This window comes from Campylobacter concisus, from assembly GCF_001891085.1.
GTDB lineage: Bacteria > Campylobacterota > Campylobacteria > Campylobacterales > Campylobacteraceae > Campylobacter_A > Campylobacter_A concisus_O.
The window spans coordinates 63,460-90,062 of the sequence record NZ_JXUP01000001.1 but is presented as its reverse complement, the minus strand read 5'-3'; the positions used below and the strand labels follow the sequence as shown (position 1 = coordinate 90,062).

Below are 26,603 nucleotides of genomic sequence, written 5' to 3'. Positions count from 1 at the left end.
ATGAATAAAATTCTTAGTTCAGCTCTAGCACTTAGCCTAGCAGCTGGTTTTGCACTTGCTGGAGAGCACCCAATCGGCGAGCCTGTAGAGGCTAATGGCATGGAGATAGCTGCTGTTTATCTTGAGCCAATCGACATGGAGCCAAAAGGCGTTGATCTAGCTCCAAGCTTAGCTGATCTTCACCTAGAAGCTGACATCCACGCTGTAAAAGGCAATAAAAACGGCTTTGGCGAAGGCGAGTGGATCCCATATCTAAAGATCAACTATGAGCTAAAAAACCTTGATAATGGTAAAACTAAAAAAGGTACATTTATGCCAATGGTTGCAAGCGATGGCCCACACTACGGCGCTAACGTAAAAATGGATACAGGTGTTGGTAACTATGAGCTTAAATTCCACATCGACAATCCAGAAAAACAAGGCTTTGGTCGCCACGCTGACAAAGAGACTGGTGTTGGTAAATGGTTTGAGCCTTTCACAACAACTTATAAATTTCAATGGACAGGTGGTCCTGTTAAATAGTCACTTTGGGGCGTTCTCGCCCCTTTTTAAAAATTCTCATAGGGTTTAGTTATGTCAATTTACTTCTATCAGGTCTTTTTAGCCCTCCTTGGATTTACGCTTTTTGCTGCCTTAAATAACAATGGCAAAAGTTTAAAAACGATCTTTTTACCGTCATTTCTTGGTGTTGTTGCTGGTGTGCTTATCTTTAAAGCTGCTCGTCATGCGCTTGTTGATGACCAGTTTAAAATTTTCATAGATTCTGTGACACTGGTTTTTCTACTCATTAGCATTTTATGGATATTTTTCGAGCTTAAGATAGCAAAAATCGTAACGTTTTTTATTTTAGGCATCGGCTTTGGCTTTGGCTATAGCTCAAGTAGCGCTTTGTTCCCGTTATTTGGTGGCGAGCTGCTTGACACGCTTTCAGTCATAAGCTTCTTTTTGATGATCTTTGCGATGATCTTGATACTATTTTTATTTTTCTTCATTTCAAATTTAAAAGCAAGCATCCCATCATCAGTAGCTAAAATTTTAGCTCTTATCACATTGGTCTTTTTGCTAGTTGATAGAAGCTCACAAACTGCACTCGAACTTTTACGTGCAGGCGCTTTAAAGATAAGTAGCGAGCTAAATTCTCAAATTTTATCTATCAGCGCAAAAGGCATCTACGTCACAGAATTTAGTGCCTATTTTTACATAGCAGTGATCCTTCTTTTATGCATCATCGCGCTTTGCTTTGTGCCAAAGAGTATCGATAAGAGCACGTTTGGCTCTATCAAATACCGCTTTACAAAAGCCATTAGAGAAAATGTCTTTGACAATGCAAAATTTGCATTTTGCAGCGTTTTAATAGCGCTTGGATTTTCACTTTATTTTGATCTTTACGCATCTCGCCCACCTCAAATTTCAGAGCCGGTCTTGGTTGAGCCAGTGGGAGATAAATTTATATTTGATGTTGATATGCTAAAAGATAATGAACTTCACAGATTTGCCTACATCACAGATGAGGGTAAACAGATAAGATTTTTCTTACTAAACCGCTTTAGTGACCGCCCATCTCCAGTCATCGTCTTTGACTCGTGTATGATCTGCGGCGACATGGGCTATATCAAGAAAGGAAACGACCTTATCTGCATCTCTTGTAACGTCAGAATTTTCTTACCGTCAGTTGGCAAAGAGGGTGGTTGTAACCCGATCCCTATGGCATTTACCTTTGATGGTAAAAATATCATAGTTGATTACAAAACGATCGTCGCAGGGGCAAACTACTTTAGCAAGGTCGTCGAAAAGATGGTGCTTGACCCAGTTAGTCGCAAAAAGGTGAGCAATCTTGATTCAAGATCATATTTATACTACGGACGCACATATTTCTTTGAGAGCAACGAAACTCAGGCGAAATTTGAAGCAAATCCAGAAAAATATGTAGAAACAAATGGAACGTTAAAATGAAAAATATGCAACTAAGAATGATAAAAAGCTCGATCACGGGCTCAAAGGTGCAAAAGACGATGGCCTTTATCACTATCTTGCTAGCTGCTCTTTTGATAGCTTGCATGCTAAATATCACGCTAAAAATCGGCGATCAAGTAGCAACCGAGCTTAGAGGATATGGCTCAAATATCGTTGTTTTACCGCGCGGTGAGAGTTTAAGCATCGAGATCGAGGGTAAAAATTTCACTCCACTAAAATCACAAAATTTACTCCCAGAGGCTGATATCTACAAGATAAAAGAGATCTTTTGGAGAAACAATATCGTTGCTTTTGCGCCGTTTTTAGAAGCAAAAGTTAAAGATGAAAAAGGAATTGAATTTGCCTTTGAAGGAACCTATTTTGATAAAAATATCGGTCTAAAAGATGAGCCAGAATTTAGCACAGGCGTTAAGAGCTTGTATGGATTTTGGGGCGTTGAGGGTGTTTGGCCAAAAGATGAAAGTATGGATGAAATTTTAGTTGGCGAAGAACTTTCTAAGGCTAAAAATTTAAAGGTTGGCGACGAGCTTAGCCTTGTGGGCAAAAATGGTACAAGAGAGGTTAAAATAGTTGGAATTTTAAAAGGAGCTAGTGACGAGACGCATAAGCTAGTTGGCTCATTAAAGCTTGCTGGAGATCTTTCAGGTCACGCTGGCTTATATACAAAGGCTGAAGTCTCAGCCATGACGATCCCAGAAAACGACCTGTCACTAAAAGCAAGAAGAAATTTAGACAATCTTGATAGCGCAGAGTACGACAAATGGTACTGCTCAGCCTACGCAGGATCGATCGCGTTTCAGATAGAAGAAAATTTACCAAACGTTAGCGCAAAGGCAAGCCTTCAAGTAAGCGATGCAGAGAGTAACATTGTAAAGAAAATTCAAAGCCTAATGGGCATCGTTAGTATCATCGCTCTTGTGGTTTCAGCCATTGGCATAACATCGCTAATGACAAGTGAAATTTACCGCCGCAAAAAAGAGATCGGTCTTTTAAAAGCCATAGGTGCTAGCAACTTTGAAATTTACGCCCTTTTTGCTAGCGAGAGCCTTGTAGTTGCCTTTTTTGCAGGTATCACTGGAGCATTTTTAGGATACGCGCTAAGCTACGTGATGTCTTACATTATCTTCTCACATGGCATCGGCATAGCTTGGATCGTGCTACCAATTAGCGTGGCATTTGCCCTGCTTATTTCAGTCGTTGGCTCGCTAATGCCAATGAGAAACGTCATAAATTTACTACCTGCGGAGGTGCTATATGACCGCAAATAGCAAATTCTTTTACAATACAATTTATAAAAGTTTAAAAAACGGCTCATCAAGAGTAATGGTCATCGTGATCTCTATCTTACTTGGAGCATGCGTGTGTGCTGCGTTTGTCAATGTCTATCTTGACATAGACTCTAAGGTCTCACGCGAGCTAAAAACTTATGGCGCAAATATGATCTTTGCTCCAAAAGATATGGCTACAAGCGATGATATGAGTGAAAAAACTTACAATGAAATGATCGCTAAAGTACCAAAAGACAAGCTTCTTGGTGAGAGCGGTTATCTCTTTGCTCAGGCAAATATTGGTCCAACAAATGCTATCGTCATGGGAACAAAATTTAGCAATTTAAAAAAAGTTAAACCATTTTTAGATGTTAGAGATGGAACGATGATAAATGTCGATTTTGACGATAAAAACGTGCTAATAGGCGTCGATCTTGCTCGTCAGGCTGGCTTTAAAGCAGGCGATGATATAGAAATTCGCGCCATTGGCTCAAATGAGAGCATAAATGTAAAGATAAAAGGCGTAGTTGCAAGTGGTGACAAAGAGGATGCACTTTTGATCACGTCACTATCTTTGGCTCAAAAAATTTCAAATAAAGCTGGCAAAATAAACTATGCTGAAGCTGTTGTGCTTGGTAACTTTGACGAGATAACATCGCTTGCAAAGACTATAAGCAATGATGAAATAGCTGCAAAACCAGTGGCAAAGGTTTCAAAGTCTGAGGGCTATATCTTGGAAAAGATCAAGCTTTTAATGGCGCTTGTTAGCCTTGTTATTTTGCTCATTACTTCAATGTGCGTAAACACAACGCTTAGTGCTATCTTGCTCTCTCGCTCAAAGGAGATCGCACTTCTTAGAGCCATAGGTGCAAGCAAAAAAGATGTACTAAAGCTATTTGGCTTTGAAACATTTGTGACAGCGCTCATCTCAGCATTAGTTGGTGCATTTTTAGGATATTTACTAGCTCAAATTTTAGGTTATGCGATATTTGATTCTAGTATTGATTTTAGAATTTTAAGCATCCCAGTAGCTGTGATAATATCGCTTTTATTTGCAGCGATCGCAGCGTTTTATCCGATCAAACGGGCACTTAATAATAAAATGGCAGATACATTAAGAGGAGAATGATATGCAAAATGCACTAGAATTAAAAAATATTTGTAAAATTTTTGGCGATGTTAAAGCACTTGATGATATAAATTTTGAGGTTAAAAAAGGTGAGTGGGTCAGCGTAATGGGACCAAGTGGTAGTGGTAAGAGTACGCTTGTAAATATCCTTTCTCTAATGGATACTCCAAGTAGTGGTACTTATATGCTCGGTGGCGATGATGCGAGCAATCTAAATGCTGATGATACACTTAAATTTAGACGCGAGAAAATCGGTCTTATTTTTCAGCAGTTTCATTTAGTACCATATCTTAGCGCACTTGAAAATGTGATGATCGCTCAGTACTATCACAGCTCAGTTGATGAAGAGGACGCTAAAAAGGCACTTGCGGCAGTTGGTCTTTCTCACAGGCTAACACACAGGCCAAGTCAGCTAAGTGGTGGTGAGCAACAACGCCTTTGTATCGCACGCTCGCTCATAAACGATCCTGAAATTTTAATAGCAGATGAGCCAACTGGTAACCTTGATGAAGCAAATGAAAGAGTTATACTTGATCTATTTTGCAAGCTAAGAAAAGATGGCAAGACGATACTTCTAGTAACTCACAACCCTGATCTTGGCGAGTATGGCGATAAGATCGTCTATCTAAGACATGGTAAGCTAGAGAAAATTCGCACTATTGAAAACCCAAAGGTGCCAAATGAGATATAAAATTTTATTTTTATGTCTAGTCTCAGCCCTAGTTATGGGCTGCGTCAAGCAGTATGAGAAGCATCACATTACGCTAAATGACTCAAGCGGCATTGATACGCAGTTTTTTCCAACAGAAAAGAGGCTAAAGATAGGCGATAAGCCATATATGCTATTTTTCTTTGGCACTGACTGCGGAGTATGCAAGGCCGCAATACCTGATCTAAATACGCTTGAAAAAGAGTATGGTAAAGAGGTTCAATTCATAGGAATTTTGGGGCCTAGCAAGGGTTTTGATAAAGATATTGAGCTTTTAAAAGAGCACAATATTACATTTAAAACTACGAGCGATAAGGTTTCGGTTGATTACTTTAGTAAGGCAGTTGGTGGCGTCATGGGCGTGCCAGTTATCTATTTTTTTGATAAAGATGGTAAGATGCGATCAAAATTTATCGGTCTTACACCAAAAAGTGTACTTGAAAGTGCTATAAGATCGCTCTTGTAGGAGTGAATATGAAAAATTTCTTTTTATTTGTCTTGGCGATATTTTTTGTTGGATGTGCTAGCAGCACTCCAAATATCTCGGTTAAAACGAGCGAGCCTATATTTTTTACGCTTAATGAAGCAAATAAAAGCGTCTATGTAAATTTTAAAAATAGCGCGACCGGACAAGATGTAAATACTGAAATTTTAAGTGAGTTTGCAAAGGCTGGCTTCAGAAACGAGCCAAATATCAAAAATGCCGACTTCATCATCCTTGGCGATGTGCAAAGCTTTTCCAGGATAATCAAAAGAGATCCTAGATTTTCAATGGGGATGGGATATGGCTTTGGTAGACCAAGCTTTGGTTTTGGTTACTCGATGTTTTTCCCATTTGGCTATTACGACGATGATGACTTTAGTACAAATAGCTATACTTATCACATGCAAGTAAGCGTGCTAGTGCGTCCAAAAAATGGTGGCGAAAAGGCGACAAATATCTCGCTTATGCAAGCTGGCAATGTCTATTCGCCAAGCTACATTTGGCCGTTTTTTAAAGAACGTCTAGCAAAACAGATTGTTAGCTTTTTTTATAATGTCTCGCAAAGGTAGGAGAAATTAGTAAATTTAAAAGGATTTAAATGCTAGTTGATGAAAGCTATGAAATTTTATCTTGTGATGATATTGAACTTGGTATAAAAAGAAGCTCTCCTCTCTCCTTTTATTCCTGTTATGACAATGCCAAGGATGCAAAAGCTCTTTTGGTTATTATCCCTGGGCTTGGAGAAGACTCTGACCTTGGGTATAGGGCTAATCTTATGCAGACTATGGCAGAGACTTATGATGTTGCATGCATTAGTGTGGATTATCACTGCATAGGCAACCGCCCACAGCTTGGGGCGAAATTTGGACTTGATGATATAGATCGCGAAATCTTAACAAGAGAACTATCAAGTATAGGTATAAATTTACCAATTGATCTGAAAAGTATCGACTGCCACGAGAAGGTTGATTTGCTACTTAAATTTCTCAGCAAAGAGATTACTATTCGAAAAGAGAGAGATATTTTGCCGGCTGATTTTAGACTAAATGCTAGCATTACGATTGTGCCAACAAAAAATGAATATCAAAATTTTGGCGTTATGCAAGCAATGGATGTGCTAAATGCTGTGCTTTATACAAAAAAATATATAAATAATGCCAAATTTGAACATCTGCCAGTGATAATGGTAGGCAGCTCACATGGTGGATATCTGGCACATATGTGTGCTAAGATCGCTCCATGGCTAGTTGATGCCGTGATAGATAATAGCTCTTATGCCATATTTTTATGGCGTCTTATCGGCTTTGGTAAAGAGATAAATTTTACTAACTATTTTTGTTTTGGCACTGACACTTTGTATCAAAATTTATATATTTATTTTTTTTTGATAAGACCTACTGGACACTTAATGAAAAATCACCATACTATTTTATTGACGCAAGAGAAGAGATAAGAAACATCCTAAATTTAGATCATTTAAATGTTCAAAGCGGCTATGAAAAGCCAATTTACGTGAGCTATCACTGTATTTGCGATAAAGAAATAGCTCCAGCAAAGGATAAAATCGAGCTTTACGAGGCTCTTAAGAAGCTTAAATTTAACGCAACATTACATATGATAAAAGATGAGAGTGAGGTTGATGGCAAATTTATAAAGTTTTTAGGGCATGGAATGGGGATGTCTTATAAACTACTTTTACAAAAAGAGCTTCCCAGTATGATGGAGAAAATTTTATCTCAAAAAAACAAAAAGAGTGGTAAGAGTATTGAGTATAAATGTGGTGATATGATCTATAAATTTAGTGAAGTCTTAGATCAAATAAATCTTGAAATTTTAGATATTGCTTAGTATTTAAAATAGTTAAAACTAGGCGCATAAAGACCTAGTTTTTATCAGTCATTATCTATCTCAAAGTCGTAAAATTCGCTTTCATACTCAACATTTCCTATTTTGCTGTATTGTATAAGAGCTGCTTTTATATTGTCTATCTGCTGATACATTAGGCCAAGAGCTATTCTATTTTCGATAGCACTAGCATCATTTAGTTTTGTTAGCTCTAAAAGTGCGATCGCATTTGATACTTTTCCAGCTCCTGTCGCAGCCACAGATGCTAAAAACAATGTGCTAGCGTCATTTGCTTTAAACTCATCGATTGCTTGATTATAAAGTTTATAGCTCTCATCAAAGTCGTTTGTAAAGATATCGACATAGGCTAGAGTTTGGATTAAATTTATATTCTTTGGAGCATTTTTTAGCTCAGCTCTTAACTTATCACGCTCTCTTGTAAGTAAGCCTGAAATTTGAAGTAGCTTGATGTATTGTTTTTTGATGATATCAGCGCCGTGATAGAAAGCGTTTGAATCAAGTTGCTTGCCATGAAAGTAAATTTGTATCGCTTTTGCATACTCTTTGACATTTTGCTCTTTGTTTTTCGAGATAAAATTTAAGATATTTGCAATAATATCATTTGGCAAAATTTTTAGTAGCTCATCAGCTTTTTTTATCATTAGCTCATCATTGTTTGTTATTTTTGCGATGATGATATCAAAGGCTAAATTTAGCATTGTCTGCTCTTTTGGCTCTTCAAGCCACCTTATCATCGCACTTTGGTTGCCGCTAACCAGGCTTAGAAGCGAGGCATATAAATTTATAGGCTTTAAACTCTTGTCATTTTCTAAATTTTCGCCGATCTCTTCAATGAGTTTTGGGTTTAAATTTCTATTTATATCTAGACAAATCGCCCCAAAAATACCTGCAAGATGGTTATTTACATCCTGGTGATAGCTTGCTATGAAGTGCTTTGCAGCAAGGCTAAAATTTCCAAGCTGAGCGTAGCTTAGAGCAAGGTTGTATTGTAAGATAGAGTGATTTGGATAAGTGCTGGCTAGCTCTTCAAACTCTTTATTTGCTTCTTTTAAGCGGTAGCTTAGTGCTTTTGCAATAGCTTCGCTAAGTTTTGCATTTACTTTTGAAGCAGCTGCACTTTGGCTAAGATAGTCATTTGCTGCTGAAGTGTCGTCTAAAAAGACGCTAACGCCACCTTTTCTTATCTGCTCGATGCTCTGTTTTGCGTCAAAGACCTTGTAAGGTGCGAAGTAAAAAAGGGTCTCATAGCGCCTTGTTCTATCAAAAAACATATCGTCGCTAAAGTGTGCCTGAGCTAGGCTGACATCAAAAAGATCAGGCTTTAGTATCGTTTTTATCTTGTAAATTTTACTTGGCAAAGAAGCATTGTAGTCGTAAACATCTTTGATAAATGCAGCCGCGTCGCCATAGTCAGAAGTTTTTAGATCAATTAGCGCCTCAGTCATCTTGATAAGATCGATATTTGGCGTATTTTTAGAAGCCTTTGTTAGATAGTCCCTTGCCTTGTCGTATTTGCCAAGTCTTGCATAAAGTTGAGCTAGCGTAAAGTCGGCTTTAAATGCCTTTTGGCTCTCAAGTTTGGCTATTGCTCTCTCATCATCACCAAGAAGTGATAAAATTTTTGCACTTAAATACGCATATTCGTTTTTATAATCTGCAGTATTTGGATGAGAAAGTGCTTGAAGCGCCTCGTAATAGTTGCCTTTATAATAATTTATAAGTGCGTAGTAATAGCTATAAAGTGGCGAGTTGTTTTCATACTGCAAAAATGAATCAGCAAGTCCTATATAGTAGTTAAAATTTTTAGTGTTATTTAGCTCGAGTGAGCAAACGGCTGCGTTTATGGCGCTAACTGCTGTGTTTTCTCTATCGGTTATTGCTTTATTAAAAGATACGATCGCCTCATCACATCTTTCTTGTTTCATCTGCGAAACGCCGAGGTTGTAGTTTGAAAGTGACTGGTTATAAACAGCTACGTTTTCATAAATTTTTAGAGCCTCAAATTTATTGCCACGCTCGTAGAGCTGATTGGCTTTATTTATCATCTCATCGATCTTTGAAGCGCCAAAATTTTGCGTTTGGTAGTTGTTTTCTATATTTTTTACGATACTTGCAGTATCTATGTTCTCTTTTTTGTCTTTCTTTAGAAAGATAACTAGCAAAACCACTATCAAGATGATAAGCACTAGAACGGCCACGCCTGCTATTATAAAGAGCTTTTTATTGCTCTTTTTTACAGGGATTGGCTCTGGGATGCTTTCATCTTGTAACACACCCTCACTTGCGATACTCTCAAGCGAGACGATCTCTTCAGGTGCCTCGGCTTTTGCTTCTTCAGGCGCTTCTTGCTCTGCTTGCTCGACAGGTGGTTTTAAAACTACAACCTCTTCTTCAGCCACTACATATACCTTTTAAGAACTTCTGGAATTTCGATAGTGCCATCTGCTTTTTGGTAGTTTTCCATGATAGCAATAAGAGTCCTACCCACAGCTAGACTTGAGCCATTTAGCGTATTTACAAGCATATTTTTCTTGCCATCTTTAAAGCGAATTTTTGCACGCCTTGCTTGAAAATCACGAGTGTTAGATATAGAGCTAATCTCTCTATATTTACCTTGACCAGGCAACCAAACCTCAAGGTCTATCGTCTTTGCCGCGCTAAAGCCTAGATCGCCGCTGCAAAGAAGCATGTGGCGGTGAGGAAGCCCAAGGCTAGTTAGTAGATCGCTTGCACACGCTACCATTTCATTTAGCACGTCTTCGCTTTGATCAGGCTTTGTGATACTTACTAGCTCGACCTTTTCAAACTGGTGCTGGCGGATCATGCCTCTAGTGTCACGTCCTGCTGAGCCTGCCTCTTGGCGGAAGCATGCTGAGTAGCAAGTCATCTTTATAGGTAACTGCTCTGCCTCAATGATGGTGTCGTTGTATAAATTTGTCACAGGCACTTCGCTGGTTGGGATGAGGTAGAGGTCTTCGTCGCGCACTTTGTAAAGGTCCTCTTCAAATTTAGGCAGCTGGCCAGTACCAAAAAGTGTATTTGAGCTTACTAGATAAGGGACATTTACAAGCTCAAAGCCTCGCGCGCTGTTAAAGTCGATCATGTAATTAACAAGCGCTCTACTAAGTCTTGCTCCCATGCCGCGAAGCACGGTAAAGCGAGATCCTGAGAGCTTTGCACCTCTTTCAAAGTCAAGCCAACCAAGGCTCTCGCCTAACTCCCAGTGCTCTTTTGGTGTAAAGCTAAATTTAGTTGGCTCAAGCACCGTTTTTATGCAGACATTATCGTCCTCATCCTTACCAAATGGCACATCATCATCGGTGATATTTGGCACATTAAATGAAATTTGCTCAAGCTTTTCTTCATATTGTTTAACGATCTCATCAGCATCAGAAAGTGCAGCTTTGTTTAAATTTAGCTCATTTTTAAGCTCACTTACGTCTTCACCTGCTCTTGCCTTTATGCCAAGCTCTTTGCTCTTTGCGTTTTGGATCGCTTGGAAATTTTCAAGTGCTTTTCTCTTTTGCTTTAGCTCGTTAAAAGTTTGTAAAAGCTCGTCAAGTAGCCCAGCTTTTACATTTTTTCCCTCAAGTTTTTTTACAAATTCATCGTAATTTGTCTCGAGTAGTTTTAAATTAATCATTCCGTATCCTTAAACCATAAACATAACTTTTGCAAAAAGTACGATAAAAACTGCCGCTGTTAGCGCAAATGGGTGAATGTTGCCAAGTGGGCTAGGACGTTTAAATATAAATTTGCAGCTCAAATTTGTTATAACCGCAGCTACGATTAGCATCGCTAAGAAAAATTTGATCATAAAAATGATTTGTAAATTTGTCTCAAAGTAGCCTCCAGCCTTTGATCCGACCCAGTTACTCATCATCATGCCTCCAGTTAATACCAAAAGTAAGATGCAAGGTGGCATTATCTTAATAGCAACTGAACCGATAGCCTGTTTTGCCTTTTGAGCAAGCTCAGGTGGCATTTTTTTACAAGCTGCCTTAAAAATAATTACATCAAAAAAGAGGTAACCAACAAAGATGATTGCACAGAAAAGATGAACTATCTGTGCGTATGGATATAAATTTTGCATATTTTTCCTTTATTAATAAATTCCGACTGCTTCACGAACTTTTTTTATTGTTGTTTGAGCAACATTACTTGCCTTTTTGGCTCCTATTTCTAAAATTCCAGACACTTCGTCAGGATTATTTTGATAATGCTCAAATTTCTCTCTCGCATCTTTAAAATAGTCCCAAATAAGCTCATTTAGATAAGCTTTAAAGTGCCCATGACCCTCGCCACCACGCTCATATCTAGCTTGAAGCTCTTTTTGCCCACTCTCGTCTAAGAAAAGTTTGGCGATATTATATACGTTGCAGTTTTGCCACTGCTTTGGCTCTTCAAGTGGCGTGCCGTCTGTCACGATGCTAGAAATTTGCTTTTTAAGCGTTTTAGCGTCAGCAAAGATATCGATTGTATTGCCATAGCTTTTGCTCATCTTTTCGCCGTTTGTGCCAGGCACGGTGGCGACATTTTCATCGATCTTTGCCTCAGGCAATGTAAAAATTTCTCCATGCTCGTTGTTAAATTTTATCGCGATATCACGTGCGATCTCTACGTGCTGGATCTGATCCTTGCCTACGGGTACGATCTGCGCATTATAAAGCAAAATGTCAGCTGCCATCAAAACTGGATAGCTAAAGAGTCCGTGGTGCGAACTAAGACCCTTTGCGACCTTGTCTTTGTAACTATGCGCGCGCTCAAGTAGGCCCATAGGCGTGTGCTGACTTAGCACCCAGTAAAGCTCAAGCACGTCTTTAACGTCACTTTGCACCCAAAATATGCTTTTATTTGGATCGATCCCAAGTGCCAAAAACGCACACGCAGCCTCAAAAGTGTTTTGCTTTAGGGCTTTGGCCTCGCTAAGGCTCGTCATCGCGTGGTAGTTTGCTATAAACATAAACATCTCATTTTGCTCTTGCATATCAACCATCTGCTTTATCGAGGCAAAATAGTTGCCAAGGTGTAGTTTGCCGGAGGGTTGAAGGCCGGTTAATACTCTCATCTTATCCTTTCAAATTTTGGCTTTTTCTCGCGAGCGCTTTTGATAGAGATTTGAAATTTTAAGCTTTCGGCAGACTATGTGTCTAGCCTCGGCTTAAAATTTCTACACAACTATCAAAATCATCTCACGATACTTCGCCAAAAATACTTTTTAAATTTTAACGTTACATTAGAGTTTTTGTATCTAATCTAATCTTAAAATTTAACTGGTAGACCATGCGTCTAGCCTTTGCTTAAAAACAAAATTTCGCCTTGCCTAAACAAAATTCTTTGCTAAAAGCTCTTAAATTTTAACATCACGTTAGACTTTTTAGTCCAACTTAATCTTAAAATTTTTATCACACAACTCTCATCGCTTTAGCGTTGCGAACAAAGTAAAGCAAAAAAATCATCTTACGATACTTCGATAAAATTTCTAACTACAAAATGTTAAATTTATTTCAAACATTTCAAATTTTAACACCACGCCAAATAGCCATCTAGCCTGATCTTAAAATTTATCGTTGCAAGCAGTATTTCGCACCACTTTACAACTAAATTTTTAAAAGCATCCTTATCTCTTTTACGATTTGCTTTGGAGTTTTACCCTCGACTTCGACGATGTAATCAGCCTTTTTCTCATAAAGCTCCTCTCGCTCCAGATGCAATGCCTCAGCTCTTTTTAGATCACTTAAAAGTGGACGTTTGGCAAGCTTTTTCTCGCTATTTTTGCTATTTTTTAGCCTTTGCATGATCGCGTCAAAACTAGCTTTTAGATAGATCACGGTGCCGATCTTATTTAAATTTTTAACCTTTGCAAAGCCTCCGCCAGTTGAGATGATTGCATTTTTGACATTTGTTGCTAGAAATTTAGCCAGATCTTTTTCAAGCTGCCTAAAATGCTCCTCTCCGTACTCTTCAAAGATAGCTTTTATCTTCATATTTTGTGAGCTCTCTAGCAGGTCGTCGCAGTCAAGGTTCATCGTCTTTAGTGCCTTGCTTAGCGCCCTTGCGGTCGTACCCTTGCCAACGCCCATAAATCCTATCAAAACGATATTATTGTTCTTTGTTTTCATCGCTCTCTCCACGTTTTTTAGGGATTAGCACGATAGGCACGCCAGTTAGATTAAAGCTCTCTCTAAGCTTATTTGTTAAATAGCGTTTGTAGCTAAAGTGCAGGCATTTTGGGCGGTTCATTATGAGCGCTATCATGATCGGCGCTGTCTTAAACTGCACTGCGTAGTAGATTTTCACAACTCTGCCTTTATCTCGTGGCAGTGGGTGTGCTTTGGTCGCTTCGCCGATCACTTCATTTAGCTTTGAAGTTTGGATTTTTTGGGTGTAGTTTTTATAAATTTCAACTATGAGTGGGTAAATTTTATGCACTCTTTTGCCACCAAGTGCCGAGACGCTAATTATCGGTGCATATGCTAAGAATTTAAACCTATCCTTTATCTCTTTACAAAGCTCGTCAAATTCTTCGCTGCTTTTATCCCATTTGTTTAGCACGATGATGACGCCGAGCTCAAATTTAGAGGCGATACCAGCGATACGCTCATCAAGCTCGGTTAGTGGCTCAGAGCTATCAAGTACAAGTAGCGCAACGTCTGTCTCTTCTAAAATTTTCTCAGTTCTATTTAGTGCGTATCTCTCGATACCCTCGATCTTGCCACGCTTTCTGATACCAGCAGTATCGACAAACTCAAAAACTCTGCCATCATGCTCGTAAATTTCATTAACTGGATCAATCGTAGTGCCTGCCACGTCGCTAACGACGGCGCGACTCTCTTTTACAAGAGCATTTAGGAGTGAGCTTTTGCCGACATTTACGCGGCCTATGATGCCAACTCTAATGTTTTTGCTCTCATAGTCTATCTCGTCGCTTAGCTCGCCCTCGTCGTTATAGTTTTCTAAAAAATCATCAAAATCTTCGCTCGTATCGGCCTTTATCTGTACTTTGTCTTCTATATGCTTTGCTAGCCACATGCTAAGCTCATCTATGCCTGTGTTGTGACTTACGGAAATTCCAAAGGAATTTTTAGCGCCAAAGCTTATAAATTCCCACTCTCTTTGTTCGTCTTTTTTGCTGTCTATTTTGTTGATGACTAGAGCGATTGGTAAATTTAGCTTGCTAAGCTCGTAAAAAATAGCTCTATCCTCGTCATCTGGCATCATTTTGCCATCGACCATGTATAAGATGACGTCTGAATTTCTAGCCTCTGCCAAGGTCTTTGCTTTTACATTTTTAAAAAGCTCGCTACTATCATCAAGGCCGCCGCTATCAATTAAAATGCACTCTTTGCCCTCAACCTCGATCTTAGCTTTGTTCGTATCTCTTGTGGTGCCGCTAACATCGCTTGTTATAGCGATACGACGACCAGCTAAGCGGTTAAAAAGTGAGCTTTTGCCGACATTTGGCTTGCCTACTAATATTACTTTTTGCAAATTTTGTCCTTTTCGTGATGGCTGATTATACAAATTTTTGACTTATATAAAGTATAAAAATTTGCTTAAAAGCGCCAAAATAAAAGAAAAAATCAACCAAAATTTAAGCCACTTTTCATTAAAATGGCTACTTTAAATTTAAAGGTCTTGTGATGTTAAAAAGGTTTTATATTTCGCATCTTGGCATTTTTTATATGCTCTTTGCTTGCTTTATGTTTGCCGTTACTGGCGCATTTGCAAAGTATCTTAGCAAAGATATGCCATCTATCGAAGTTGTATTTTTTAGAAATTTAATAGGCCTTTTTATCGTTATTTATGCCATTTATAGATTTCCATTTAAGCAAGCTGGTGGACACTTTTTCTTGCTGATGTTTCGTGGTTTTGTGGGCACTGTCGCACTTTTTGCTTTTTTTTACAATGTCGCTCATGTAAATTTGGCCACAGCTTTTACATTTCAAAAGACAAATCCAATCTTTACAGCTATCCTCGCAGCCTTTATTTTCAAAGAGCGTCTAAGCTCACTTGGCTGGTTTGCTGTATTTTTGGGATTTGGTGGAATTTTGCTTGTTATCCAGCCAAATTTAGGCATAAGCAAGACTGATATTATCGGTGTTTGGAGCGGCCTTGGAGCGGCGATCGCATACACAAGTGTAAAGGAGCTAAACAAGAGCTACGGTACAAATGTTATAGTGTTAAGTTTTATGCTTTGGGGCTCGTTTTTGCCACTTATTTGCATGGGTTTGGCAGAATTTTTCACCTACGAGCCACTTGATTTTTTGTTTTCAAAATTTAGCATGCCAAGCTGGTATAACGTTGTTTTTATCTTGCTAATGGGGCTTAGCGGATATTTTTTTCAGTCGTACATGACAAAGGCGTTTGCGGTTGGTAAAAAGGCCGGAGTGATCGCTGCAGTTAGCTACGCAGACGTCATTTTTACGCTTATAATTGGCTATTTTATGGGTGATGTATTACCAAATCAAACAGCACTTTTAGGTATCTTGCTAGTAATAGTGAGCGGAATTTTAGTTGTGAAAGAAAAATAAAGGAGAAAAAATGATACTAATAGCAGGTCCTTGCGTCATCGAAAGCGAACAGCTCGTTTTTGACGTGGCAAAAAGGCTGGTTAAATTTAACGAAGATAAGCGGATAGATTTTTATTTCAAATCAAGCTTTGACAAGGCAAATCGCACGAGTATAAGCTCGTTTCGCGGACCCGGACTTGAAAAAGGGTGCGAAATTTTAGCCAAAGTAAAAAAGGAATTCGGCTTTAAAATTTTAACCGATATCCACGAGAGCTACCAGGCCGCGCCCGTAGGCGAAGTGGCCGACGTGTTGCAAATCCCGGCGTTTTTGTGCCGTCAGACCGATCTGCTCGTAGCTGCTGCCAAAACAAAAGCGGTGGTAAATATTAAAAAAGGGCAGTTTTTAGCGGCGTCTGCGATGAAGCATTCGGTAAAAAAAGTGCTAGAAACGCGCGGCATAAAGGGCGATGGTTACGAGGTTGCTAAACAAAACGGAGTGTGGCTAACGGAGCGAGGCAGCACCTTTGGCTACGGAAATTTAGTCGTAGATATGAGAAATTTGGTGCTGATGAGGGAGTTTGCACCCGTGATTTTCGACGCGACGCATAGCGTGCAGATGCCGTCGGCTTTGGGTGAGAAAAGCGGCGGTGACGCGAGATTCGTGCCGTATCTAGCGCGAGCTGCGGCGGCTGCTGGTGTGGACGGATTTTTTTACGAGACGCACGTAAATCCTTGCGAGGCGCTTTGTGACGGGCCGAATATGCTAAATTTGGACGAGCTAGACGCAAATATCGCTCAAATTTTTAAGATAAAAGACGCCTTAGGCGATGCAAACTAAGGGCTTTTTGTGGGTGCTAGGCGGCGCGGTCGCCGAATGCGGCTGGGCGTACGGGCTAAAACACGCCCAAAGCGCCGTAGGATTCGCGCTTACTGCCGCGTTAGTCTGCGTTAGCTTCGTATCGTTTATGAAGGCTATGAAATACTTGCCCGTTAGCGTCGCGTATACCGTATTCGTGGGGCTTGGAGCGTTTTTTGTGGTGATCGCCGAGATCGTGAGCGAATTTCGCGCGAGCGGTCAGATGCCGGATGCTTTGCGGCTATTTTTCATAGCGACGCTGATCGCGGGCGTACTGGGGCTAAAGAGGCTAAAATCTTGATGCACGTTTTAGCTCTTTTGGCGGCCGGGTGCTGCGAGGTTTTGGGCGTGTTTTTTCTAACCAAATTTCAAAAAAGCGTCGGCGTGAAAAAAGCGGCGAATTTTTTGATTTTGGTCGCAAATTTCGCCCTTTCGCTCTGGCTTTTGAGCTACGCGATGCAGGCGATGGCGGTGGCGTACGCGATTTGGACGAGTATCGGAGCGATCGGAGCTGTGGGCGTCGGAGTGGTTTTTAACGGCGAAAAAATGAGCGCGCAAAAGGCGTTTTATCTATCGCTAATAACGCTAAGCGCGGTAATGTTAAAGATAATTTAAAGGAGAAATCAATGAAAATAATCGAAGGAAATTTGGCTCTAAAAGGCGGTGAGAAGGTCGCCATAGTGGGCGCGAGGTTTAACCACATCATCACCGATAGGCTGGTCGAGGGCGCGAGGGACGCGTTTTTGCGTCACGGCGGGGATGAGGCGAATTTGAGCCTCATTTTGGTGCCGGGCGCGTTTGAGATACCGATGGCGCTTGAAAAGGCGCTAGCTAGCGGTAAATTTGACGCAGTTTGCTGCGTGGGAGCGGTTATCCGCGGCTCTACGCCTCACTTTGACTACGTTAGCGCCGAGACCACCAAGGGTATAGCAAACGTCACGCTAAAGTACGGCAAACCGGTGACATTTGGCGTTTTAACGGTAGATAGCATCGAACAAGCCATCGAGCGAGCTGGCTCAAAGGCCGGAAATAAGGGCTTTGAAGCGATGACGGGCGTGATCGAGATGCTAAGCTTATATAAAAATTTGGAGGCGTAAAATGGCGACTCGTCATCAGGTTAGGCAGGCCGTCGTTTCGCTACTATACTCAAACGAGATAAATCCGGTAACTGCTGCATTTGAAGAGGAATTTTTAGAAGAGAAAAAGATAAGAAACGAGCGAAAAAGTGAGGCGCAGCAGACTTTTAAAGAGGTGCTCACAAATAAAGAAAAACTAGATGAAATTTTAAAGCCATATCTAAAAGACGGCGATTTTAGCAAAGTTGGTGCAACCGAACTAGCAATCCTTAGACTCGGACTTTATGAGATGAAATTTAGCCAAACGGATAAGGCTGTCATCATAAACGAAGCGATCGAGCTTGCGAAAGAGCTTGGAAGTGATCAGGCGCCAAAATTTATAAACGGTGTACTTGATAAGCTAAAGGACGATCTGTGAGGCTCTGCGTCGCACTTGATATGGCTAGTCGTGAAGAGAATTTAGCCCTTGCTAGCGAGCTAAAAGGGCTTGATCTTTGGCTAAAAGTAGGGCTTAGAAGCTATCTTAGGGATGGGGCAAAATTTATAGAAGAGCTAAAAGAGCTTGGAAATTTTAAAATTTTCCTCGATCTAAAGCTCTATGATATCCCAAACACGATGGCTGATGCGGCCGAAGTCGTCTCAAAAATCGGCGTAGATATGATAAATGTGCATGCTAGCGCTGGTGAACGTGCGATGAAGACAGTTATGGATAGGCTAGCTGGTCTTGGAAGCCGTCCTTTGGTGCTCGCAGTATCGGCACTTACTAGCTTTAGTGAGAGCGAATTTGACGCTATTTATAACGATACGATCGCAAGAGCTGTTAGAAAATTTAGCCAGATGAGTTTTGAAGCAGGGCTTGATGGAATGGTCTGTTCTGTTTTTGAAAGCAAGCTCATCAAAGATGTAACAAATGAGAAATTTATCACTCTTTGCCCTGGTGTTAGGCCTTTTGGCGAGAGCGCTGGAGATCAAAAAAGAGTAGCAAACTTAGTGAGCGCAAAGCAAGAGGGTAGTGATTTTATCGTTGTTGGTAGGCCGATTTATGAGAATGTAAATCCAAGAGAAATTTGTGAAAGAATTTTGGAGCAAATTTAAAATTTGAACTTGTGTGAAGATGACATCAAAGCGAAGTGAGGAGTTAAATTTGAGTGATTTTAAGAAAATCCCCTTGTTGGCTGAGCGGCTAAAGCGTATCTACTAGCACTTGGTTAAGGATATCGCTTTACTAAGTGGCGCGGATCATAGCAAGATGTTCGAGTGCACAAAGGCGTTTGGTCGCGGTAGCAATGGGTACCTTCTAAATGTTTATCATATGATTTGCTACTATGCAAATATGCCACGCTTAGACAAAAACCAAGCTAAAATGGTAGCTTTGGAAGGATTAAATTTGCAAATTTGACTTGCGGAGAGTCGTTTAAATTTGAGTAGTTTTGCGCGGCTATTTTTCTATGGGAGAGTGGCAGGCGCGAAAATGTAAATTTAAGCAAGATATCAGCGGCGTTCAATTATAATGCGATTTCTTTTTATGGACAGATGGGTGAGTGGCTGAAACCACACCCCTGCTAAGGGTGCAGCTCTTAATCGGGGCTCGAGGGTTCAAATCCCTCTCTGTCCGCCACTGCTTATAAATAATCATAAATTTTTATTATCATTTCACATTATTTTTTGAATATCTTTAATATAAAATTAAATTATTTCTGCGTTAGAAAATTGCTTACCTAGTAAAAACTTAACTATAAGTTTGTAGATTTTAGACTGATGATTTTTTGTGAAATTTATAAGTAAAAATTTTATAGTGATCACACATTTTTTGAAAAATTATGATTTTTTTGGTTATATTGTTGTTTCATACTAATTAAAAATATCTTAAATTAAGTTTTTATTATAAAAAATATTATATTTTGCTTAATTAATTATATTGATAATCAAAAAGCTATTTTTTGATAAAAGCTTATAATTCGCTTTTTACAAACTATTGACATTTGGAATTTATATATTTAATTAATATATTTTTTTCTTAAAAGATAAAATTTCTCATATAAAGTTATATCTTATAAAGATAGTATATAATCACATAAAAATTTAAATAATACAAAAAATAATAATAAGGAGTAATCTTGGCTAAAGAAGCTGGAGTAGTAAAATTTATTAGTGGCAAGGCGGTCGCTATCGATCAAAACGGAAATGAGAGAGAGCTAAAAGTAGGTGACATCCTTTATATGGGGGAGAGTATCAAGACAAGTGATACCGCTGATAAAATAACAATCGTTTCAAATAATGGAAAAGAGATTACGATTGTAGGCAATGATACACTTGCTTTAAATCAAAGTACTATAGGCACGGAAGGCTTGGCAGATGTTAGTGATTTGCAAAATGCTATTTTAAATGGTGGAGATTTAACAAAACTTGAAGAGACCGCAGCTGGTGGAAATACTGCTGCTGGTGGTGGAGATGGCGTTAGCCTAAGTGACGCTAAATTTGCTGAGGGTGGTCACTACTCAAACATTAATGCAACATATAGAAATTTAAGTGATACAAACAGAGCTTTTGCATCATACGATAGCCCAATAAGCGGATACAATGGCGGAGATGATACTATAATCCCAAGCAATCCTCTTGTAACTTTTATAAGCGATCTTAATAACGATGGTACTTTAAGCAGGGTTGAGCATGCACGTGATACAAATTTAAATACTTCAAAAGTTCTTATTACAATTCCAAACGATGGCACAGTAAGGGCTGGAGATATACTAAATATCACTATAACTAAGCCAGATGGTAATACTGAAAATAAAACAATTCCTATCACTCCAACTATCATAAGCAATGGTTATCAGTTTGATGCACCAATACAGACTGGCAAAATTTCAAAAGTTGATGCAACTATTACAAATTTTCAAGGAAATGTTAGTGGTAGAAGTGAAGATAGCGTAACTTCAAGTGGCTTTAGTACTCCAGAGGTTAAATTTACAGAAGATAACAGCCCTGATAATAATCTATTAACATATACTGAAAATGCTAAAGATGGCAAATTAAATGAAACTCCAGTACTTATAACTGTAAAAGATGTGATTGTAGGAGATGTGCTTCATGTGACTTTGACAAAACCTGATGGAACAACCGAGTCTAAAAATGTAACTATCAATCAAAACATAATAGACAATGGATATAAGATAGACAATATGCCAGTTGAACATGGCAAGCCTTCAAAAGTAGAAGCTTACGTAGCAGATAGCACAAATACGATGAGAAGTGCAACTGCAAGCGACTCTACTACTCTTGATGTAAAACCGACTTTGACATTTACAGAAGATCAAGACAACAATGGCTACTTATATGATCCAGAAAATAGTCAAGACAATAACTTTAGAAGCACGACAGTAGAGATAACTTTACCAAAAGATGTGGTTGTTGGTGATAAGATTGTCATAACTTATACTGATCCATTACATCCATCTCAAAATTTAGAAAAATCTATCACTCTTACACAAGAGATGATTGATAATCAAAAAGTAAATACATCTCTTCCAATATTTCCAGATGTAAGAACATCAGCTAGTGTTCATGTGGTAGATAAAAACAATGTTCGAAAAAGTGAAGAGTCAGATCAAGATAGTGTAATGCCTATTGGTAGAAATTTAGAAATGACATTACCAGAAGAAAAGACTCTTCATGAAATTTCAAGACAAGAAAGTATGGATGAGCATGAAGTAAATGAGACAACAGCTCTTATAAGACTTCCGAATAAAATAGATAATGGTGACATAGTTACACTTACTATAAACGAGCCTACAAATGGCGTTTATACAAGAAATTTCACTATAAATATGAATGATAAAGGTGAGGTAACAAGTATAACAGAGATCGGCAATGGCGGACAAAATTTCCCATTGACAAAAGAGAGTTATAATCAATACTCATTTAAAGTACCAGGTTTTGATCTAAGAAATGGACAAGATACGACTATCAGAGCTAGCATCACAAACATGACACCAGGCAGACATACATCTATAAATGAGTCAGAAGTATCGGCTAGTTTAGAATATGTAAAAAAACCTGAAGTTAAATTTGAAGAAGCTAAAGGTGCTAAGAGTATGAGCAGAGAACAAGCTATGAGTGATCATGATCTTAATAGCACAACAGTCACTATAAAGCTTCCTAAAAATGCAGTAAGTGGAGATAAACTAACTGTAACTATAAAAGAGCCAAATGAAGCTACTGCTAGAGAAATAAAATATACTATTGGAAAAGATAATAATGGTAAGTTCTTTGTAAAAGATAGCGATGGCAATAAAATAGATACAGATACAGATGGTAGAAGCTTTAAAATTTCTGGCATTAAAACAGCAACTGGTCTAGAAACTAAAGTAACAGCTGAGATAAAAGATAAAGATGGTATTCAGCATGCAGAAGATACAAGCACGGTTACTATCTCAAATATAAACGATATGGCAGTATATTTCAAAGAGGATGCTGACCGTAACGTATCCTTAACGAGAGCAGAGAGTAAAGACGCGGATGGCGACCTACATAAAACGACAGTAGTAGTAAAAGTGCCAAATAACGTTATAGCTGGCGATGTGGTAACTGTAAAAATAGATAATGGCACTTCACCTAAAACTTATAAGGTTACAGGTAGAGACCCAAGCGGTAAAATCATACTAGAAGATACTTCTACTCATACTTCTATAACTGCAAGTGATAAAAACGAGATAGAAATTCCTGGCGTAGAGATCATTGCTGGCAAGACCATCAATGTAACTACTGAGACCACCGATGCAAGTGGCGGCAAGAAAGCCGAAGCTCAAAATCATAATACTCTTGAAAAGCTTCATGAAGATATGGAGATAACTTTTAAAAAAGATACCAATAATGATGGTATTTTGGGCAGCACAGAGGCAACTGGAGCGACTACTATAGCAACTATCAAGCTTCCTTCAAATTTTGTTTTAGGTGATAAATTAATAGTAGAGTCACACAACGAAGACACACCAAATAATAAAACGACCAAGACATATGAGATAGTAAAAGACAATAACGGCAAATTAATAGCCAAAAATGGTAGTGAAGAGCTTGATATTACCGATGATACTGATGGCAATAAGGTGGTCAAATATACACTTGGCTTAACAGAAGATCATAAGACTATCATTAATGCCAAGGTTACTGATAATACTGGTGCTGATAAGGTTGAGACAAATAGCGATATTACGCTTGATGCTCAAGGTAGCGGTTCTGGAACAGGCTTTAGGCTATTTATTGATGAGGATAAAGATAGAAATGGTGTTCTAAGTAGAGATGAGGCTATGAAGGATGGAAATTTAAATACCACTTCGGCAACACTTCAAATACCAACCACTGTAAATAGCGGTGATACTATAAAAGTTAAGGTAAATGGTGGGGCAGAACAAGAATATACTGTTGTTTCAAATGTCAGCAATCGTATTACTCTAAAATTTCCAGATAATCACACTGAATTACTTCCAACAGATAATAAGCTAAAAATTTCTAATGTTCATATCGATAAAGATCATCCAGCAGTGGTTGAAGCTACTATAAATGGAGTAACAAAGACAGCTAAAGCTACATTAGAATCAGTAGATACTAAAAATTTAAAGATTGAATTTGTTGAAGATAATGCAAGTAGAGACAATGTAATAGATAGAGATGAAGCTATTTTGGACAATGATATAAAAAAGACAATTATAAGCGTTCAGGTGCCGCATAATGTCACAAATGGTGATAAGGTAGCAGTAACAATAAAAGAACCTCAAGCTAATGGTACAACAGGGTCTAGAACCATAACTTATACTGTTTCAAAAACTGCTAATGGTAAAATTTCATTAACAGATGATAGTGATACTACTCATACTCCACATGAACTAGAAAATAACACTATAAAAATTCCTGGCGTTGCTATGCTTCCAGGTCGCGAAACTAGTGCAGTAGCTACTATAACAAATGGTGCTGAGACTACAACTAGTAGCGAAGCAAAAGCTAAACTTGCACCTTTAAGTGAAGCGGGATTAAGTGTAAGCATAGTTGCTGACAAAAATGACAATGGCATTATCTCAAGAGATGAGTTAGACGAATACAAAAAAGATAATCCAAACAACAATACTCCAAAAGTAAAAGTTTCTATCCCAGGAAGTGTGATAAAAGGCGATAAAATAGATGTTGAGATAACAAATCCTGACAACTCTAAAGTAATTAAACATTATGAAGTTGATAGCAAAGATGTCAATGGCAATATAACATTAAAGGACGTGACAGATCCTGCTCATACATTTACTTATCCTAAACAAGTAAATGCAAATCATCCTCTTGAGTTTGATGTAGGTATCGCAGTTGGTAAAGAAACAAAAGCTGAAGTTACTCTAACTGACACATTTGGTGAAAGCAAAACAGTAAGCGATACGGCACATGCTGAAATCGATGCTATAAGAGGTATCATGTTTAATAAAGATATAAAAACCTCAGAAAGTGGTGAAAGATCTACTACGGTCAAAGTTTATCTTAATGAAGATGCTAGAGATGGAGATACGGTAGAGTTTAAATACACTGATCCAGACAACCACCATGCACTAACCAAGACCGCAACATATACTCTATCGGCTACAGATATAGCAAAAGGCACATTTGACCAAGAGCTTGATATCAATGCAAGATCAGCCTATGATCTAAATGTTAAAGCCTCACTTAAAACTTCAGATGGCTTAGAGTCTAAATCTTATGAGCCTTATAAACCACTTCATATAGGCGTTGAAAACTATACGGTTAAATATGATGCAACAAAAGATATGAAAGGTGGTGAAGGTAATGATACTTTGGTGTTTGATAAGCAAATAGTTGATCTTAGAGGCATTGCTAATCTTGATTCAAAAGTGGAAAGCTTTGAAAATCTTGAGCTTAAAGGAAAGACAGAGATCAAATTTAATGTACAAAATATCCTTGATATCACTGATAACCATGATACGGTGCTTAAGATAAAAGGTGGTGATGTTGATGCTAATGGCAATAAAATCACAAAAGTTGATCTAGATCACAAATGGGATCGTGACTCTAACTACGACGCTAGTGGCTTTAAAGGCTACTCAAGCATAGATCAAATAAATGGAAAAACTATCCATATCCAAATAGACGATAAAATCCATACCGATCTTTAATCCCCAAAATGAGTGCGTAAATTCGCACTCATTTCAAACTAAAACTCACATTATTTTTTAAGTCTTGTTTTACTAATATTTGCTCCTTAAAGGAGAAAATATGAAAAATTTAATAGCCGTTATTATAGTTATTGCTGCACTTGCTTTTGGTGCTTTTAAGTATATAAATTCATTTGTTGCACTTGATGAAAATGTAAATGCAAAGTGGTCACAGGTGTTAAATCAATATAAAAGAAGAGCCGAGCTTGTGCCAAATTTGGTTGAAACTGTAAAAGGCTACGCAGCTCATGAGCAAAAAATTTTTGAAGATGTGGCAAATGCTAGAAGCAAGAGCATGCAAGTAAGCGTTGATGCAAGTGGTCTTAGCGATGAAGCTAAGATGAAAGAATTTATAACAGCACAAAGCTCATTTGGCTTGGCTCTTGGTAGGCTTATGGCAGTTAGCGAGAACTATCCAGAGCTAAAAGCAAATCAAAATTTCTTATCTCTTCAGAGTCAGCTTGAAGGTACGCAAAACCGCATAAGCGTAGCAATGCATGATTATATCGAAGCTGTAAAAGAGTATAACGTAGCCCTTAGAAGCTTTCCAAATAAATTTATAGCAAGTACTTTTTATCCTGAGCTAAAGACAAAACAAAATCTTGAAATAAGCAATGAAGAGAAGATAAATCCAAAAGTTTCATTTGAGAAATGATGAAGAAAATTTTTGCTCTTTTATTTTTTACATTTTGCTTTTGTTTTGCCATAAATTTTAACGAGCAGATAAATGACGAGGCTCAAATTTTTTCTAAAAATGAGAAAGCTGAGCTTTTAAGCTTGGTGCAAAATTACGAGCAAAATAGTACGACGCAAATTGCTATCGTGACGCTTAAATCACTAGAAAATAAAAGCATAGAAGAGATCTCTCTTGAGATAGCTAGAGGCTACAAGCTGGGACAAAAACAAAGCAGCAATGGAGTACTTTTGATAATCGCTCCAAACGAGAGAAAAATACGTATAGAAGTTGGTTATGGGCTTGAAGGCGTACTAACCGACGCTATATCAAGCCAGATCATAAATGATGTGATAGTGCCTAAATTTAAGCAAGGCGATATGGGCGGTGGTGTGATAGATGCCATAAGAGCCATCATAAAGGTAGCTAGTGGCGAAGAATTTGAAAGTGTGAGTAATGATGAAGAGATACCGTTTGGAATAGTTGCCTTTTTTGTTGGCATGATCTCGTGTTTTATCTCTGGCTTTTTAGGTAAATTTTTTATGAGAATTGGCTTTAGTGCGTGTTTTGCAGGGCTGATATCTACGGTATTTGAGCAATTTTTTGGCGTGAAAAATTACTTCATTGTCTTTGCCATTGTGTTTGTAATATTTTTTATTATTTTAAAAAATGCCTTTAAAAAAAATACTCAAAGCAAAAATACACACAGTGACTTTAGGCGCGATAGATCAGACTCAAATAGCAGTGGCAGCGGCCATTCAAGCAGTTCAAGAGGTGGTGGCTTTAGTGGCGGCGGGGGCGGTTTTGGCGGGGGCGGAGCAAGTGGCAGCTGGTAAAATTTCATCAAAGA

The 26,603-nt window shown here is 38.5% G+C and carries 23 protein-coding genes, 1 tRNA gene and 1 pseudogene; 19 read left to right on the top strand and 6 right to left on the bottom strand.

Annotated features, from left to right (window positions below; translation table 11 throughout):
- The 8 genes and pseudogenes from TH67_RS00480 to TH67_RS00445 all read left to right on the top strand — a co-directional run bounded on the left by TH67_RS00480 (position 1) and on the right by TH67_RS00445 (position 7,412).
- Positions 1-522 carry an iron transporter gene (locus tag TH67_RS00480; protein ID WP_009294901.1) on the top strand — a complete coding sequence of 174 codons (522 nt, stop codon included), beginning with the start codon at positions 1-3 and terminating at the stop codon, positions 520-522.
- A gap of 51 nt (positions 523-573) precedes the next feature.
- Positions 574-1,953 (top strand): Fe-S-containing protein, encoded by a 1,380-nt coding sequence (locus TH67_RS00475; RefSeq protein WP_072593886.1) that lies wholly within the window; start codon positions 574-576, stop codon positions 1,951-1,953.
- Entirely contained in the window at positions 1,950-3,242 is a 1,293-nt protein-coding gene (locus tag TH67_RS00470) for an ABC transporter permease (protein WP_072593885.1), read from the top strand. Before TH67_RS00475 ends, TH67_RS00470 begins: the two co-directional genes overlap by 4 nt.
- Complete coding sequence (locus TH67_RS00465; protein WP_072593884.1) at positions 3,229-4,371, top strand: ABC transporter permease; 1,143 nt, start codon at positions 3,229-3,231, stop codon at positions 4,369-4,371. Before TH67_RS00470 ends, TH67_RS00465 begins: the two co-directional genes overlap by 14 nt.
- A gap of 1 nt (position 4,372) precedes the next feature.
- Positions 4,373-5,062, top strand: coding sequence for an ABC transporter ATP-binding protein (locus TH67_RS00460; RefSeq protein ID WP_072593883.1), 690 nt, complete (start codon positions 4,373-4,375; stop codon positions 5,060-5,062).
- On the top strand, positions 5,052-5,546 hold the full coding sequence (locus TH67_RS00455; protein WP_072593882.1) for a TlpA family protein disulfide reductase: 495 nt from the start codon (positions 5,052-5,054) through the stop codon (positions 5,544-5,546). Before TH67_RS00460 ends, TH67_RS00455 begins: the two co-directional genes overlap by 11 nt.
- An 8-nt stretch (positions 5,547-5,554) precedes the next feature.
- Positions 5,555-6,133: a hypothetical protein gene (locus tag TH67_RS00450; RefSeq protein WP_072593881.1), complete on the top strand. Its 579-nt coding sequence runs from the start codon at positions 5,555-5,557 to the stop codon at positions 6,131-6,133.
- Positions 6,134-6,162: 29 nt separating this feature from the next.
- Positions 6,163-7,412, top strand: a pseudogene (locus tag TH67_RS00445) (DUF2920 family protein).
- A gap of 44 nt (positions 7,413-7,456) precedes the next feature.
- On the opposite strand, the gene TH67_RS00440 reads toward TH67_RS00445, so the two are convergent.
- The 6 genes from TH67_RS00440 to der form a co-directional block, all read right to left on the bottom strand.
- Positions 7,457-9,829 carry a tetratricopeptide repeat protein gene (locus tag TH67_RS00440; protein ID WP_072593880.1) on the bottom strand — a complete coding sequence of 791 codons (2,373 nt, stop codon included), beginning with the start codon at positions 9,827-9,829 and terminating at the stop codon, positions 7,457-7,459.
- Positions 9,829-11,073, bottom strand: a complete 1,245-nt coding sequence (gene serS / locus TH67_RS00435) for a serine--tRNA ligase (RefSeq protein WP_072593879.1) — start codon at positions 11,071-11,073, stop codon at positions 9,829-9,831. Before serS ends, TH67_RS00440 begins: the two co-directional genes overlap by 1 nt.
- A 9-nt stretch (positions 11,074-11,082) precedes the next feature.
- Positions 11,083-11,523 (bottom strand): copper resistance protein CopD, encoded by a 441-nt coding sequence (locus tag TH67_RS00430; RefSeq protein WP_072593878.1) that lies wholly within the window; start codon positions 11,521-11,523, stop codon positions 11,083-11,085.
- Between the two features lie 12 nt (positions 11,524-11,535).
- A complete protein-coding gene (trpS, locus tag TH67_RS00425) occupies positions 11,536-12,498 on the bottom strand; it encodes a tryptophan--tRNA ligase (protein ID WP_072593877.1) in 963 nt (320 codons plus the stop codon).
- A 532-nt stretch (positions 12,499-13,030) separates the two neighbouring features.
- A complete protein-coding gene (locus tag TH67_RS00420) occupies positions 13,031-13,552 on the bottom strand; it encodes a shikimate kinase (protein ID WP_072593876.1) in 522 nt (173 codons plus the stop codon).
- Positions 13,533-14,921 (bottom strand): ribosome biogenesis GTPase Der, encoded by a 1,389-nt coding sequence (gene der / locus TH67_RS00415; protein ID WP_072593875.1) that lies wholly within the window; start codon positions 14,919-14,921, stop codon positions 13,533-13,535. Before der ends, TH67_RS00420 begins: the two co-directional genes overlap by 20 nt.
- 152 nt (positions 14,922-15,073) lie before the next feature.
- Between der and TH67_RS00410 the strand changes: the two genes are divergently transcribed.
- From TH67_RS00410 to TH67_RS00355, 11 genes are all read left to right on the top strand, one after another.
- Positions 15,074-15,964, top strand: coding sequence for a DMT family transporter (locus TH67_RS00410; protein ID WP_072593874.1), 891 nt, complete (start codon positions 15,074-15,076; stop codon positions 15,962-15,964).
- A 10-nt stretch (positions 15,965-15,974) separates the two neighbouring features.
- Positions 15,975-16,781: a 3-deoxy-8-phosphooctulonate synthase gene (gene kdsA / locus TH67_RS00405; protein ID WP_072593873.1), complete on the top strand. Its 807-nt coding sequence runs from the start codon at positions 15,975-15,977 to the stop codon at positions 16,779-16,781.
- Positions 16,771-17,100: a DMT family transporter gene (locus TH67_RS00400; protein WP_072593872.1), complete on the top strand. Its 330-nt coding sequence runs from the start codon at positions 16,771-16,773 to the stop codon at positions 17,098-17,100. The genes kdsA and TH67_RS00400 overlap by 11 nt, the downstream gene beginning before the upstream one ends.
- Positions 17,097-17,414, top strand: a complete 318-nt coding sequence (locus TH67_RS00395; RefSeq protein WP_081370889.1) for a DMT family transporter — start codon at positions 17,097-17,099, stop codon at positions 17,412-17,414. The genes TH67_RS00400 and TH67_RS00395 overlap by 4 nt, the downstream gene beginning before the upstream one ends.
- Positions 17,415-17,425: 11 nt before the next feature.
- Entirely contained in the window at positions 17,426-17,896 is a 471-nt protein-coding gene (ribH, locus tag TH67_RS00390) for a 6,7-dimethyl-8-ribityllumazine synthase (RefSeq protein ID WP_021090940.1), read from the top strand.
- A 1-nt stretch (position 17,897) separates the two neighbouring features.
- A complete protein-coding gene (nusB, locus tag TH67_RS00385; RefSeq protein WP_072593870.1) occupies positions 17,898-18,293 on the top strand; it encodes a transcription antitermination factor NusB in 396 nt (131 codons plus the stop codon).
- The gene (gene pyrF, locus TH67_RS00380; RefSeq protein ID WP_072593869.1) at positions 18,290-18,970 is read left to right on the top strand and encodes an orotidine-5'-phosphate decarboxylase; all 681 of its coding nucleotides are present in this window, start codon (positions 18,290-18,292) and stop codon (positions 18,968-18,970) included. Before nusB ends, pyrF begins: the two co-directional genes overlap by 4 nt.
- Before the next feature lie 432 nt (positions 18,971-19,402).
- A tRNA-Ser gene (locus TH67_RS00370) sits at positions 19,403-19,493 on the top strand.
- Between the two features lie 499 nt (positions 19,494-19,992).
- A complete protein-coding gene (locus tag TH67_RS00365) occupies positions 19,993-25,041 on the top strand; it encodes a retention module-containing protein (RefSeq protein WP_072593868.1) in 5,049 nt (1,682 codons plus the stop codon).
- Positions 25,042-25,141: 100 nt separating this feature from the next.
- A complete protein-coding gene (locus TH67_RS00360; RefSeq protein WP_072593867.1) occupies positions 25,142-25,735 on the top strand; it encodes a LemA family protein in 594 nt (197 codons plus the stop codon).
- The gene (locus TH67_RS00355) at positions 25,735-26,589 is read left to right on the top strand and encodes a TPM domain-containing protein (RefSeq protein ID WP_072593866.1); all 855 of its coding nucleotides are present in this window, start codon (positions 25,735-25,737) and stop codon (positions 26,587-26,589) included. Before TH67_RS00360 ends, TH67_RS00355 begins: the two co-directional genes overlap by 1 nt.
- Positions 26,590-26,603 lie beyond the last annotated feature (14 nt).